Source organism: Planctomycetota bacterium, assembly GCA_038746835.1.
Lineage (GTDB): Bacteria > Planctomycetota > Phycisphaerae > Tepidisphaerales > Tepidisphaeraceae > JBCDKH01.
Window position 1 is genome coordinate 1 of sequence record JBCDKH010000081.1, and the last position, 14496, is coordinate 14496.

The 14496-nt window shown below is 65.7% G+C and carries 9 protein-coding genes and 1 tRNA gene; 5 read left to right on the forward strand and 5 right to left on the reverse strand.

Translation table 11 applies throughout. The features are described 5' to 3' along the window. Both AAGI46_09470 and AAGI46_09475 read right to left on the reverse strand, forming a co-directional pair. The coding region (locus AAGI46_09470) for a hypothetical protein (protein ID MEM1012435.1) at positions 1–398 on the reverse strand (398 nt) is incomplete at its 3' end. Between the two features lie 47 nt (positions 399–445). Continuing rightward, positions 446–3082, reverse strand: coding sequence for a dihydropteroate synthase (locus AAGI46_09475; GenBank protein MEM1012436.1), 2637 nt, complete (start codon positions 3080–3082; stop codon positions 446–448). Positions 3083–3228: 146 nt separating this feature from the next. Between AAGI46_09475 and AAGI46_09480 the strand changes: the two genes are divergently transcribed. The 3 genes from AAGI46_09480 (at position 3229) to AAGI46_09490 (ending at position 6669) form a co-directional block, all read left to right on the forward strand. Beyond that, positions 3229–4968 carry a cation:proton antiporter gene (locus tag AAGI46_09480; protein ID MEM1012437.1) on the forward strand — a complete coding sequence of 580 codons (1740 nt, stop codon included), beginning with the start codon at positions 3229–3231 and terminating at the stop codon, positions 4966–4968. A gap of 48 nt (positions 4969–5016) precedes the next feature. Continuing rightward, a complete protein-coding gene (locus tag AAGI46_09485) occupies positions 5017–6522 on the forward strand; it encodes a hypothetical protein (protein ID MEM1012438.1) in 1506 nt (501 codons plus the stop codon). 73 nt (positions 6523–6595) lie between these two features. Then, positions 6596–6669: transfer RNA gene (locus AAGI46_09490), tRNA-Val, on the forward strand. A gap of 132 nt (positions 6670–6801) precedes the next feature. On the opposite strand, the gene AAGI46_09495 is transcribed toward AAGI46_09490, so the two are convergent. Further along, on the reverse strand, positions 6802–8673 hold the full coding sequence (locus AAGI46_09495) for a choice-of-anchor tandem repeat NxxGxxAF-containing protein (GenBank protein MEM1012439.1): 1872 nt from the start codon (positions 8671–8673) through the stop codon (positions 6802–6804). 230 nt (positions 8674–8903) lie between these two features. On the opposite strand from AAGI46_09495, the gene AAGI46_09500 reads away from it, so the two are divergent. After that, positions 8904–10952 (forward strand): alpha-amylase family protein, encoded by a 2049-nt coding sequence (locus AAGI46_09500; protein ID MEM1012440.1) that lies wholly within the window; start codon positions 8904–8906, stop codon positions 10950–10952. Between the two features lie 9 nt (positions 10953–10961). Here AAGI46_09500 and AAGI46_09505 read toward each other — a convergent pair whose 3' ends face one another. Together AAGI46_09505 and AAGI46_09510 are read right to left on the reverse strand one after the other, a co-directional pair. Continuing rightward, positions 10962–12644, reverse strand: coding sequence for a fucose isomerase (locus AAGI46_09505; GenBank protein MEM1012441.1), 1683 nt, complete (start codon positions 12642–12644; stop codon positions 10962–10964). Positions 12645–12693: 49 nt separating this feature from the next. Then, entirely contained in the window at positions 12694–13788 is a 1095-nt protein-coding gene (locus AAGI46_09510) for a class II aldolase/adducin family protein (GenBank protein ID MEM1012442.1), read from the reverse strand. A 421-nt stretch (positions 13789–14209) separates the two neighbouring features. On the opposite strand from AAGI46_09510, the gene AAGI46_09515 reads away from it, so the two are divergent. Next, on the forward strand, positions 14210–14496 hold a 287-nt coding region (locus AAGI46_09515), incomplete at its 3' end, for an FAD-dependent oxidoreductase (protein MEM1012443.1).

Below are 14496 nucleotides of genomic sequence, written 5' to 3' on the forward strand. Positions count from 1 at the left end.
AACGGGTGGAGCCGGTTCGGGTAGTACGCGACGCCGCTGCCACGCCGGCCAAACAGCAGGACGCCGTCCGCACACTCGAGCGTCGCCGAGACCCCGATCGGATTGCACCGGCATGCCGCCGGCAGGTCTCGCGGGCCGAAGAGGTTGGTATTGACGAATACGCGGTAGCTCGTCCGGCTGACCCGCAACACCAGTCGCCCGTCGACCACCTCGTGCCCCTCGTACCGGCACATCGCCCCGTCGAAAAGTCGCTTGCCCAAGCGTTGCTTCTCGCGATCCCACGGTCGGCTCAGTCCACCATCGCGTGACGAGTCGCGTGACGATCCGACCCTCTCGACGATCACTTTGTTCGAAGTGAACACGCCGCGCAAGAGGATGTCGAAGGCGCTGTGGTTCACGATGCTCTTGTATCCAGGCCACGGGCGAGGGAAGAGATCGTCGGATGTCAGACGTCGAAGTACTTCGCCTGCGGGTGGTGGACGACCAGAGCGTCGGTCGACTGCTCGGGGTCGAGCATGAACTCTTCCGTCAGGTGAACGTCGATCACGTCGGGCTGGAGCAGCTCCAAGACCTTGGTTCGGTCTTCCAGGTTCGGGCACGCCGGGTAGCCGAAGCTGTAGCGGCTGCCGCGGTACTTCTGTTGGAAGAGCTTGCGTGTCTCGGTGGCGTCATCGCTGGCGAAGCCGAGTTCGCTGCGCATCCGCTTGTGCCACATCTCCGCCAGTGCCTCCGCACACTCGACGCCGAAGCCGTGGAGGTACAGGTACTCCTGATACTTGTCGGCCGCGCGTTCCTTCTCGGCGACGTCGCTGATCGGCTGGCCCATCGTGACGAGCTGAAGGCCCAGCACGTCGAACTCCTTGCTTTCGACGCTGCGGAAGAAGTCGCTAATGCACAGGTTGCGTCGGCCGTCCTGGCGGGGCAGCGTGAAGCGACAGATTTCGCGGGCCGACGGCAGCGGTGCGTCGGGCTTGACCTTGCCCTCGTCGCGGTGGGCGGCGTCGTACTCGGCGAAGTCCTTGGGGTCGTAGACGATCAGGTCGTCGCCGTCGCTCTGCACGGGGAAGTAGCCGTAGGTCACCTTCGGATCGAGCAATCCGCCGGACAGAGCTTGCTGCTTGAGACGCTCGAAGGTCGGCCGCGCTGCGTCGGCGAGCGAAGCCGCAAACGCCTCGTTGGACATCCCCTTCTTCTTAAAGCCCCACTGCCCATTGAACAGCGCGATTTCATTGATGTAGCCGAAGATGTTCGTCAGCGGCACGTCCGTCACCACGCGGCTGCCCCAGAACGGCGGGTGCGGCACCGGGTTGTCCTTGGCGATCTCGGGAATGTCGGCGGCAGCGGAGCTCTTGGGTTTGACGGCACCGGCCTTGAGCTCGCGACGCTTCTTGGCGCTGTCCGCCTGCTCATCGACGATGACGCTCACGTTCCCCTCGCCCACGTAGTCCATCACGCGAAGGCCGGCGAAGGCGTCCTTGCAGTAGAGGACCGGGCCTTCGTACAGCGCCGTCAGGTCTTCCTCGACATATTCGCGCGTCAAAGCCGCCCCGCCAAGCAGGACGGGCGGCGCGACCTTGCGGTCGTTCATCTCGGCGAGGTTGTCCTTCATGGCGGCCACGCTCTTGACGAGCAGGCCGCTCATGCCGATCGCGTCGGCCTTGTGCTCGTGGTAGGCATCGAGGATCTCGTTGATCGTCTTCTTGATGCCAATGTTGTGGACGGTGTAGCCGTTGTTGGTGAGCAGGATGTCGACGAGGTTCTTGCCGATGTCGTGGACGTCGCCCTTGACGGTCGCTAGGACGAGCACGCCCTTGGACGACTCGCCGTCGACCTTGTCCATGTGCGGCTCCAGGTGCGCGACGGCTGCCTTCATGGTCTCGGCACTCTGAAGCACGAACGGCAGCTGCATCTCACCCCGGCCGAAGAGGTCGCCGACGACCTTCATGCCCTTGAGCAGGATGTCGTTGATGATAGCCAGCGGCTTGATGTCGTTGCCCATCGCCTCGTCGAGGCGGTCGGTCAGATTCCGCTTTTCGCCGTCGATGATGTGCTTCTCGAGCTTCTGTTCGAGCGTGAGATTCTCGTCCTCGATCTCATCGCCTTGCGCCGCCTCGCCGTCCGGAAAGAGTTCGACGAAGGCGGTAAGTGGATCGAAGTCTTCTGTGCGTCGGTCGTAGATCAGGTCGAGGGCGGCGTCCCAACGCTCGTCGTCGATCTTGGTCTTGGGCAGGATCTTCGACGCGTGCACGATCGCGCTGGTGAGTCCGGCATCGCGGAGCTCGCTGAGGAAGACGCTGTTGAGCACCTGCCGCGCCGCCGGAAGCAGGCCGAAGGAGATGTTCGACAGGCCGACGGTCGTGTGGCAGCCGGGCAGTTCCTCGCTGATGCGTCGGGTTCCTTCGATCGTCTCCAGCGCGTTGCGGCGGTCCTCTTCGAGGCCCGTGCTGATGGGAAGGACGAGCGGATCGAACATCAGGTCGCCGTCACGCAGGCCGTACTTCTCGACGGCCAGATCGCGGATGCGCTTGGCGATGGAGATCTTCCGCTCCTCCGTACGGCCCATCGCGTTTTCGGGGTCCTCGTCGATCGTGCCGCAGACGAGCAGCGCGCCGTACTTCCGGGCGAGCTCGCACATCTGGCCGAACTTCTCTTCACCCTCTTCGAGGTTCGTCGAGTTGAGCGCACAGCGACCGCCCGCCAGCTTCAGACCGGCTTCGAGCACCTTCGGGTCGGTCGAGTCGAGCATCAGCGGCACGCCGACCTGCTGGACATAGCGACGCACGACTTCGTGCATGTCCCGCACGCCGTCACGCCCGACGAAGTCAACGCAGACGTCGAGGATCATCGAGCCGCCGCGAACCTCGTCGCGGGCCATGCTGACCAGGCCGTCCCAGTCTTCTTCCTGCAGGAGCCGCTTGAACTGACGGCTGCCGTTGGTGTTCGTGCGTTCGCCGACGATGAGGTACGAGTTGTCCTGGCGGACGTCGACGGTCTGCGTGAGGCTCGTCAGGCGATCTCGGCGGACGACGTCCTTGCGCAGGGAACGTCGAATGGCTTGGGTCTGTTGGGCAGTGGCAGTCATAAGGAAACACGCGTTCCTTCGCGTGGCAACAGCTTACGACACTGCACCACGAAGCGCTCTGACGAAACCTGTGACGCTTTGGGCGGCTTGGGCGTGTGGCTCGGCCGTATTCGCGGCGACCTGCTTCTACTCCTTAAGCTGCTCCCGTGGACGCCGGCTGGTACCTGCTCACGGACGTGCTGATCCTGCTGGCGGCGGCGCTGGTGTGCGGCACGATCGCCGAGCGGTTCAAACAGTCGTCGATCATCGGCTACCTCTTCGCCGGGGCCGTCGTCGGACCTGGCGCGCTCGGCTGGGTCGGCACGCACGGTGACGAGGCGGCGCAGGGCGGCGTGAACGTCATCGCCGAACTGGGCGTCTCGCTGCTGCTCTTTACCATCGGTCTGGAGTTCAGCTTCCGACGGCTGCGGAAGCTCGGTGCCGCCGCACTGGGCGGCGGGACGCTGCAGCTCACCCTCACGACGGCCGCGGCGTGGCCGGTGGCGATGTTGGTCGGTCTCAGCCCGGCAGCCGCGTTCGCGGTCGCGCTGATGGTCGGCCTGTCGAGCACGGCCTGCGTGCTCGCGCTCCTGCAGGCCAACGCCGCCGGTGAGTCACCCCACGGCCGGATGGCGACTGGCATGCTGCTTCTGCAGGACGTGGCGGTCCTGCCGGTCACGCTGCTCGTGACGGCACTCGCCGCTGGCGGAACGGCCGGGCAGATGCTGGCCGAGCTGGGGCAGGCGTTGTTGTTCTCGGTGCTGCTGGTCGTCGTCTTCCTGCTGCTGTTCAACGTCGCCGCGCCGCGTTTGCTGAACCTGAAGCAGTGGGCACGCAACCGCGAGTTCCCGATCCTCCTCGCGATCGTCATGGCGCTCGGCAGCGCGGCGCTCGCACACGAGGCCGGCATCAGCCCGGCGATCGGCGCGTTCCTCGCCGGCGTGTTGCTCGCAGAAAGCCCGTTCGACGTCCAGGTCCGGGCCGACGTCGCGTCGCTGCGGACGGTGCTCGTGACGCTCTTCTTCGCCAGCATCGGCATGCTCGCCGATCCGGTCTGGGCCGTTGCGAACTGGCATCTCGTGATCGGGGCGACGGCCGCGGTGCTGGTCGGCAAGGCTGCCATCGTGCTGGGTGTCCTGTCGCTGCCGATCAAGGGCATCAAGCAGTCGGCCGGCGTCGCGCTGGCTGCGGGGCTCTGCCTCGCACAGGTCGGCGAGTTCAGCTTCGTCCTGGCCAAGATTGCCGTCGGTGATCGCCTCGGCAACCCGGACGGCAACGGCCTGATCTCCGGCGACACGTTCCGCCTCATCGTCAGCGTGACGATCGTCACGCTGCTCGTCACGCCCTACCTCGTCCAGGCGGCACCGAAGGTCGCGGCCAAGATGAACCGCCGCTTCTGGCCCAAGGGCGTCGCTTTCGAGCCGGCTGAGACGGGTCCTGAGAAACTCGCCGTCATCAGCGGTGATCGCCTCCTCCTCGTCGGCTTCGGCCCGGCCGGTCAGCAAGTCGCCGCCGAACTGACCAGCGCCTTCGACGGTCGCGGGGACGTCATCGATCTCAACCCACGCGTCGCCGGACTCGCCGCCGAGTACGGCATGAAGGGCCACGTCGGCGACGCCACCAACGGCGAGGTGCTCGACCACGTCGGCCTGCGTCAAACTCAGCTCCTGATCGTCACGCTGCCCGACCCCGCTGCTGCACGCGAGGTGATCGCCCGTGCCCGCGCCGCCTGCCCGTCGCTCAACATCGTCGCCCGCAGCCGATACCACGTCACGCGCTGGGAGCTCATGCTCGCCGGGGCCGAAGTCGTCGTCGACGAGGAGGAGCACGTCGGCCGACAACTCGCCCACGAGGCTCTGAGCATCCTGGCGGTCGAGCCGGAAGTCGACGACGAGGACGACACCTGAGTCGGACGATGCTCGGCCGGACGGGGCTTCCGGCTCGTAGAGTCGGCCATGGCCACCCCATCGCACCGCGATGACCTGTTCATCCGTCTCACCGAGACGATGCGGTCGATCAAGTCCGCAGCGGGCGCGGTGCGTCAGGTCGCGACCAGCATCGTCGGCGGTGAGGTCGACCAGCTCGCCCGCCTCTACGGCCACGCCATCGACTATCGCGGCCCGGACCGCAATCCGGTCATCCTCATTCCGGGCATCCTCGGCTCGAAGCTCGAACAACGCGGCACCGGACGCAGCATCTGGGGCGCGTTCACCGGCGACTACGTCGACCCACGCGTCCCGGCAGACGCAAGGCTCGCGTCGCACCCGATGGAGCTCGGCACGCCGCTGTCGGCCATGGCGGACGACGTCGTGCCGGTAGGCGTGCTGGACAAGTTCAAGTTCGCTCTGGCGGGTCTGCCCGTCGCGACCAGTGCCTACGTCGACATCATCCGCACGCTGTCAGCCGGCGGATACAGCGAGGAGTCGTGCGGCCACATCGCTGACAACGAAGACGGCAGCTCCAGCATCGATCGCGAGCCCGGCCTGGCCAACGACGCGTTCCAGTTCGCCTGGGACTGGCGTCGCGACCTGAGCGAGTCGGCCGTCAAACTGCACGACTTCATCCAGCGGCGTCGCGATCACGTTCGTGCGTGCCGGGTCAAACGCGGCATCGACGACGGCGGCCCGATTCGGTTCGACCTCGTGGCCCACTCGATGGGCGGCATGCTGGCTCGCTACTACCTGATGTACGGGCCGGACCGCGTCCCGGACGACGGGCCGCTCCCGCCGCCGAGCTGGAAGGGCCTCGAAGAGATCGGCCGACTCGTCATCGTCGGTACGCCATCATCCGGCAGCGTGCACAGCCTCGAAGAGCTCGTCACCGGCAAGAACGTCAGCCCGACGCTCCCGTTCTACGAGCCGGCTGTCCTGGGCACGATGCCAGGCATCTACCAACTGCTGCCGAGGCCGAAGCTCGCTCGCATCCTCGACGAAAAAGACCAGGGCGTCGATCTGTACGACGTCGAGGCCTGGGAGCGATTCGGCTGGAGCCTGCTGGACGAGGGTCAGGCGTCCGTCCTCGAATCGCTTCTGCCCGACGCCGATGCCAGCGAGCGGCGTCGCATCGCACGCGATCACCTGGCCAAGATCCTCCAGCGCGTCCGTCGCGTTCACGAGGCACTCGATCAGCACGTCGAGATGCCCCGCAACTCCGACGGCAGGCGTCCGTCGACTCACCTCATCGCCGGCGACCTGAAGGAGACCACCTGCGTCCTACGCGTCGACAGCGAAGGCAAACTCTCCTCCGGCGGCACCAGCCCGGGCGACGGCGTTGTCACGCGGGCCTCGGCCCTGGGCGACGAACGCATCGCCCTGCCCTTGGAGGACCGTCCGCTACGCCTGCAGTCGCCGGTGGCCTGGGACTCGGTCACCTTCCTCCCCGCCGACCACATGGGCCTGACGCGGCACCCGATCTTCGTCGACAATCTGCTGCACTTGCTGCTCGAAGCCCCCCGCGGCTGACCGTTCCAAATGCTTGACGCCACCGTCGACCGGCCTAGCCTGAAGACCCGCAGCTCGTGAACGCGAGCCCATGGGGCGATTAGCTCAGTTGGCTAGAGCGCATCCCCGACACGGATGAGGTCACAGGTTCGAGCCCTGTATCGCCCACTTTTCCCACGACGAGCGGGCACCAACATCACTGAGACCAAGCTGTGACCGCGGTGTGTTTTGTCACCGTCCGCAGTCAGCTGTGTTGATTCGGAGCAGTGAACGGCTCATGCGAGTTCGGTCAGCGAGGCGTCACGTCGTTCGTCGACGCCACAGGAGTCCGAGTGCGCAAAGCGACGCTCCGGCGAGGCCAGGCTCAGGCACGGTGGCGGCCCAGGCGTCCATCATCGCCAGGTCGGCCGCCGGGGCGGAGGAGCCGAAGTTGCTACGGAGAATGCCGAAGTCGGCCAGGTCGACGACGCCGTCCTTGTTGAAGTCGCCATCGAGGCGTGTGACGTTGCCGCTACTGCCGAAGCCGGCTCGCAGCAGGCCGAAGTCGGCGAGATCGACCGTGCCGTCGAAGTTGGCATCGCCGGCGATGGCGGAGTCGAGGGTCGTGATCGCCACGCCCTGGCGACCGTCGGCGAGGCTGTAGCTGTAGGCGACTTGGCCGAAGTCGTTGACGTCGCTGCCCGCGTTCGCACGGGCTCCACCCTCGAAGATGCCGAAGTCTGTGATCGTGCTGCCGTCGAAGGCGTCGCCTTTGCGGGCGATGCTCGTCAGGCCCAGCGCGTCGTCGTAGAAGAACAGGCCCCGCTCGTCGAAAGGGATGCCGCCGTCCTGGAGGTCGATGTCGGCGAGGAAGACGAGCTGGCCGAGGTTGTTAGACGCCGGTTCGAACAAGTCTACTAGCACGCCTCTGAACATGCCGTCGCTGGTCGGGGCGGCCTGTCCCTCGCGAGCGATGCTCACTAGCGAACCAACGGCCCCGTCGCCGCGGTAGATGCCGCGGTTGTCGCTGATCCCACCACTCGTGCCGGTGAGGGAGGCGACGAACGCCGCCTGCCCCGCGTCGTTCAGGACCGGGCTTAAGAAGCCTGAGAAGCTGCCGTTGCCGTCGGGGGCACCCTGCCCCGCGCGGGCGATGGTCACCAGCGAGCCTGCCATCCCGTCGCCGCGGTAGAGGCCGCTGCTGTCGCTTCCCCCGCCGCTCGTGCCGGTGAGGAAGGCGCGGAACGCCGTCTGCCCCGCGTCGTTGAGGGCGATGGTGTCGAAGCTCGAGAAGCTGCCATTGCCCTCGGGCACGGCCTGTCCCTCGCGGGCGATGTTCACCAGCGAGCCGGCGCTCTCGTCGCCGCGGTAGACGCCGCTGTTGTCGCTCGACCCTCCGCTTGTGCCTGTGAGGTCAGCGCGGAACGCCGCCTGCCCAGCGTCGTTGAGGGCGATGCGCGATGAGAAGAAGCCCGAGAAGCTACCGTTACCCTCGGGCGCGGCCTGCCCAGCGCGAGCGATGTTCACCAGAGAGCCGGCGGTCCCGTTGCCGCGGTAGATGCCGCTATTGTCGCTGTTCCCGCCGCTTGTGCCTTTGAGCGAGGCGCGGAACGCCGTTTGCCCCGCGTCGTTGAGAGTGACGCCAGAATAGAAGAGGCCCGAGAAGCTGCCGTTGCCGTCGGGGGCGGCCTGCCCCTCGCGGGCGATGTTCACCAGCGAACTGGCGGTTCCGTCACCGCGGTAGATGCCGCTGCTGTCGCTGTTCCCACCGGTCGTGCCGGTCAGGTCGGCGTTGAACGCCGTCTGCCCCGCGTCATTGAGGGTGAGGCCAGAAAAGGAGAAGCCCGAGAAGCTGCCGTTGCCGTCGGGGGCGGCCTGTCCAGCTCGGGCGATGTTCACCAGCGAACCGGCAGTTCCGTCACCGCGGTAAATGCCGCTGTTGTCACTGTTGCCACCGGTCGTCCCGGTGAGGTCAGCGCGGAACGCCGTCTGCCCGGCGTCGTTGAGGGTGAGGTCAAAAAAAGAGAAGTTCGAGAAGACGCCGTTGCCCTCAGGCGCGGCGGTGATGGTGTCGGAGACGACGGTGGTCACTCCGGTCGCGGCCGGCCCGTTGAGCGTCGCGGCCCACGCCGGCAACGCGTGGACGATCGGCAACACGGCAGCCGCAAGCCACGCGGAGAATCGGCGATTCATTTGGTTGGTCACGAAGTCCCGTGCAGGTCGAATGGTGCAGTCTCTCCCGCACTGCCCCACGGCATGCGGCGCTCAACGTACCGGATCGGCCGTCGCCGGCAAGCGGAATTGGCGCGTCGCGAGGGTTGGTGGCGCGGTTCGCGGTGGAACAAATGTGGTGGCGGACGCCGGCGTTTGGGAGATGTCGAGACGTCCCCTTCTCAGTCACCAATGGGTTAGTGTACCCGTCCATGTCGATGCCATCGCCCGGGAACGAACGGCTGCAGCTTCGCCGTCGTCAGATTCATCTGGACTTTCACACCAGTCCGGACATTCCGGCTGTCGGTGTGGACTTCGATCCGGACCAGTTTGCCGACACGCTGGCAGAGGCTGGGGTGGACTCGGTGACGTGCTTTGCCAGGTGTCATCACGGGCACGTCTACTACCCGACGGAGCGGTTTGCGGACCTCGTGCATCCGCACTTGCAGCGGCCGAACCTGCTGGGCGAGCAGATCGAGGCGTGTCACGCGCGGGGCATTCGCGTGCCGATCTACATCACCGTCCAGTGGGACCACCTTCAGAGCCGGCGGCACCGCGACTGGATCATGGTCGACGAGAACGGAGCCGACGTCGGCGGGAAGCCGCTGACGCCCGGGTTCTACCACTTCCTGGACGTGTCGCACCCGGGCTATCGGCGTTTTCTGTTCGACATGGTGGCGGACCTCGTCGCGAACGTGCCGGCAGTGGATGGGTTCTTCTTCGACATCACACAGAGCCGGTTCTCCTATGCGTCGCACTGGCTTGAAACCCTTCGCGAGCGCGGGCTGGACGTGAAGAGCGAGCACGACCGCGACCAGTTCGCACGCGACGTGATGGACACGTGGAAGCGCGAGATGACGGCGTTCATCCGCGAGCTTCCGGGTTGCAAGAGCGAGGAGACGACAATCTTCTACAACGCCGGGCACGTCGGCCCGAAGGACCGCGTGGCGGCGGAGGCGTTCACGCACTTCGAGCTCGAGTCGTTGCCATCGGGCGGCTGGGGATACATGCACTTTCCGACGGCCGCCCGGTACGCGCGGACACTGGGCAATCCGATTCTGGGGATGACCGGCAAGTTCCACACGACCTGGGGCGACTTCGGCTCCCTCAAGAATCGCCCCGCGCTCGACTTCGAGTGCCTGCAGATGGCGGCCCACGGTGCGGTCTGTTCCGTCGGCGATCAGCTGCACCCGCGCGGCACGCTCGATCCGGCGACATATCGGCTCATCGGCGAGACCTACGCGAAGGTGCAACGCGTCGAGCCGTGGTGCACGGGCAGCACGCCGGTCACGGAGATCGCACTCGTCACGCCCGAAGGCATGACCGGCCCGGGCGTCGGCGGAGCGGCCCAGGGCGGAAAGCTTCCCGAGGCGATCGCCGCCGCAAACCGAGTCCTGCAGGAGCTCGCATTCCAGTTCAGCATCGTCAGCGATGCCGACGACCTGTCGCCCTACCGACTCGTCATCATTCCAGAGGGTGTTCCGCTCGTCGGCGAGCTCGCGCAGAAGCTGGAGGCCTACCACGACGCGGGCGGGACGCTGGTCTTGATCGCACCGGACGGTGCGCAGTGCGATCCGGGCTTCCTCGCCGATGTCTTTTCCGTCGAAGTCGACGGAGACGCGGCGACTGCTCCGGAGTTCGTTCGTCTCGGCAAAGGCTTCGCGACCGACCTCGACGCGTCGGCGTACGTCATGTATCGACGCGGCAGAAAGCTTTCGCAGCTCGAAGGGTCGAAGGTGCTGGCATCGAGCGAGCCGGCGTACTTCGACCGGACGGCCGAGCACTTCTGCTCGCACCAGCACGCCCCGAGCACGATGGTCGAGACCAACCCGGCCATCCTCCGCTCGCGTCACGGCCGAGCGATCACGTTCGCTCATCCGCTGTTTCTGACGCACTTCGACAATGCCGCTCGGTGGTGCAAAGTGATGCTCGCAACCGCGATCGAGTTGATCATGCCGGGCCGCCTCGTTCGACACGACGGCCCGTCGACGCTGCTGTGCCACCTGACCCACCAGCCGCAAGAGCAACGGCGAGTCCTGCACCTGCTGCACTACGTGCCCGAGCGACGTGGCAAAGAGTTCGACGTCATCGAAGACGTACTGCCTCTTCACAATCTGACCGTGTCGATCGAGGCCGACAAGGCGGTGGCGGCCACGCTCCAGCCGGAGGGCATGAAACTGCATACCGACTACGCCGACGGGCGACTGTCGGTCCGCGTGCCGAAGCTCGAAGGCCACGCGATGATCGTGCTAGACGACTGACGTCGTCCGTCACGCGAGCGTCGCTAGATGATCGGCGAGCGGTGTGCCGTCTTTGCTTGTGCCGCAGAGATGGACGGTGATGCCCATCGCCTTCGCGGCAGCGGCTTTGGCGGCGAGGGCGCGGTCGGCGGATGACGCATCGTCGGCGTAGACGAGTTGGATGTGGTTGGCCTGGTGCTGGGCCATCATCTGGTCGCGCGTGACGCCGTACGTCACGCCGTGCATGATCGGCCACTGCGGGGTCGTGTTGTCCCAGCGACGCTGCGTCTCTTCGATCGGCAGGTCGATCGCCTTGCTGCGGCCGATGTCCATGTGGAGCGCGTCGTCCGCGACGTAAATGCGAGACCAGACGCACTCGCCGGCCTTGCTGATGCCCTTGATCGTCCCGCCGCCGAGTCGGAAGTACATGGGCGGCTGACGCTCGCTGGTCGCGTCACGCCAGCCGTTGGGGAAGTGCGTCGGCGGAACGCTACCGCTGATCTCGAAGACCCAGACGTACTCGTCGGTCGTGCCGCTCTTGTCCGGGTCGCCCCACCGCAGGTCGTGCAGCGTGTTGTCGGGCTGCATGCCCATCGCCCGCCAGATGCGATCGGTCAGCAGGCCGTCGAGGCCGGCGCATTCGTCGACTTCGTTGAAGTGCGGGATCGGCCGGCCGTCGAAAATGACGTCGCCGGCGGCGTTCTTGACCGGCGGACGCACAGAGCAGTTGAGTGTGCCTTCGACGAGGTCGCTCGCCGGGGCGAGGTCTTTCAGGCCCTGCTGGTACTGGATGCCGATGGTGTCGCAGCCGAAGTCGTCGGCGATGCGGCAGGCAGCGATGTACATGCGGCACTGCTGCTTGACCTGGTTCTCCGTGAGATCGTCCACTTCGTTCGGGCCGAATTGGAAGTTGATGCCGGCCTGCTTGTACCAGTCGAAGCACGCCTCGGCCTCGTCGTCGGTGACCTCCTGCATGCCCGCGTAGAGCGCGGACTGGCTGAGACGCTCCTTGTAGACGCCGGTCGGATTGAGCAGGTGGTCCGGGATGATCGCGTTGAACATGCCCATGCACCCTTCGTCAAAGACGCCCATGATCGCCGGCTTGGCCTGAAGCTCGGCCGCGACGGCTTCGCCGAGTTCCTTCTCGGCTTGCGGAAGCTTGCCGAGTGGTGTGACGTGCGAGGTGTCGTGGCCGACGCTGCCGGTATCGAGCCACGTCTTGACTTGGTTGCGGAAGCCCTCCTCCTCAAACGACTCGGCCCAGAGCAGCGAGTACGCCTTGCCCGCCTTGGTGAGCGAGCCGCGTAGATTGAGCGCGCCGACCAACCCCGGCCACGTGCCTGACCAGTTGGCCAGGATCAGGATCGGCCCGCGATGCCGCAGGAGGCCAGGCATCAGGTGGTGGCTGTACTGCCAGACGGCCTCGGCGACGACGAGCGGTGCGTCGGGGTGAATGCCAGCGAAGACCTCTCGGCCGCGCTTCTGGCTGTTGATAAAGCCGTGGCTGCCGTGCGGCGTCTCAATCGTGCCGTGGGCCCGCTGGAGCCTCCACCCGAATGCTTTGAATGCGTCAGTAGCGTCGGATTCGAGCTCCTGCTGAGCGGCCCAGCAGACGGCGTTGGCGGTATCGCGCAGGTCGCCGTTGGCGATGAGTAGAGCAGTCTTTTCGGGAATCGAGGCGGGCTGGGGAAGGGTCGGTGTCTGGTAACTCATGGTAATCGGTTATGGGGGACCTCCACCATAACAGACTTGTCAAAACGCGTCACCCGGCCGCCACGCTGCGTCGGTAGCTTTCGACTTCCCACGTCTCGATGAAGCGTCGGTGGGCGTCGCTCATGTGCCGAACCCCGCCGAGTGCGTCGGCGTCGTGGAGGATCGCCGCGGCGTCGAGCCAGAGGTCGCGCGTCGTCGTGGCAAGCTTGTCCGTCTCTCGAAAGGCGACCAAACCCGCGCCGGCAACGAGCGCGGCCCAGGGTTCGAAGCCCGTCCTGGCGACGTAGTCCGCGTGGGCCTTGGCGAAGTCATCCGGTACCTCGAGCCACATCGGAACGGCCCGGCAGTAGACGATGTGGTCCGGCGTCAACGCCCCGGCCAGTGCAGCTTCGGTCAAGCGCGGGTTCGTCACGACTCGAGCGATCGGCGGCGACGCGTCCGTGACAACTCTGAAGGCCGGATCGAACGCCTCCGCTGCCTTGGCCGAGTCGATGAGCTTGGCGGCGTCGAGTTGTGCGGGCTTGTCGGGCGTTGGCAGCAGGTCGTCCAGCGGCGCGATGACATCGCGTGTGATGCGATCGATCGACGACGCACTGTCACCGGCGACGATCAGGCCGTGGTTTTCGAGGAAGATCGCATCGGCACCGGGCTGCTTCGCGAGCGACGTGCGGAGGGCTCCGGCGAGAATGAACCCCGGATCGACATACGGCTGCCAGACGACGCGCGATCCGAACAGGTCCTGCGTGATCGCCTCGCCGCGGACGCAGCAGGTGACGGCGTTCACCTTCGTCGCGTGCGTGTGGACGACGAACGGCTGCGGCATCAGGTGATGCAGCAACGCCTCGACGCTCGGCCGCTGTCCCTTGTCGGGATAGACGCGAGCCGCCATGACGCGTTCAACAAAGGCGGCCTCGCGGGCCTTGGGCTCGTCGGGCAGATCCGCATCGAGCAGTTCGGCGAGTCTGTCACGATCCAGCTCCACGAAACCATCCGCCCCGATCGTCGCCAACGCATGCCCGCTGGCTTTGACGAAAAGCCTGTCATCTGTCTTGAACGACGTGTTGCCACCGCCCGCGAGAACGAAAGCGGGGTCCGACCCGTATCGCCGCGAAATCGCCACGAGCTCATCAACTGGCGTGCTCATTTGTAAAGCACCGTAGCGACAAGCACTTAGTCGGAAGTGTCCGGTTCGGCGTTGGTCGGTTGAGACCCGACGCCGTGTGGATTTCCGAGAGCAGTCTCGGAAGCGCGATCAATCGGGATGACTTCAAGCTGCTGCTCCGCTTCGACGACGACTCTGCCGAGCTGGCCCAACGGGACCGGCGCTGAGCTGCCAGTGCTTAAGCCGAACGTTGCCCCCTCGGCGGACTAAGCCATTCTCAGCTTCGACGAGTTGTCAGAGTGACGACCTCGAACACGCCAAATCGTCCTTTCAAATAGTTATCGCTTGAACAATTCACTTGCGGTTGTACCTAGGTTGCAGGTGCAGCAGTGCATGGCGGTCGCACGACCGTCGGAGGCAGGCCTGGCTTTGAGTCGCTATCGAGGATCCTCCAATGCAACCCATGCTCGAAAACTCTGAGGCAAACGCGGGCAAGCCGACCGTCATGATCGTCGGCGGTGGGTTTGGTGGTCTTGCCGTCGCCAAGGGCCTGCGAAAGGCCGACGCGAACGTTGTGCTGCTTGATCGCGAGAATCACCACGTTTTTCAGCCGCTGCTGTATCAGGTGGCGACGGCATCGCTTTCGCCTGAGAGCATCAGCGCACCGATTCGGGCCGCGCTGACGAAGGCGAAGAACTGCCAGATCGTGCTGGACGAGGTGGTCGACATCGACGTCGAACGTCGGCGTGT

Bases quoted from the DNA above. Each gene is read 5' to 3' on its own strand.
- AAGI46_09475 (MEM1012436.1), bottom strand. From the start codon at position 3,082: ATGACTGCCACTGCCCAACAGACCCAAGCCATTCGACGTTCCCTGCGC.
- AAGI46_09485 (MEM1012438.1), top strand. From the start codon at position 5,017: ATGGCCACCCCATCGCACCGCGATGACCTGTTCATCCGTCTCACCGAG.
- AAGI46_09495 (MEM1012439.1), bottom strand. From the start codon at position 8,673: ATGAATCGCCGATTCTCCGCGTGGCTTGCGGCTGCCGTGTTGCCGATC.
- AAGI46_09500 (MEM1012440.1), top strand. From the start codon at position 8,904: ATGTCGATGCCATCGCCCGGGAACGAACGGCTGCAGCTTCGCCGTCGT.
- AAGI46_09505 (MEM1012441.1), bottom strand. From the start codon at position 12,644: ATGAGTTACCAGACACCGACCCTTCCCCAGCCCGCCTCGATTCCCGAA.
- AAGI46_09510 (MEM1012442.1), bottom strand. From the start codon at position 13,788: ATGAGCACGCCAGTTGATGAGCTCGTGGCGATTTCGCGGCGATACGGG.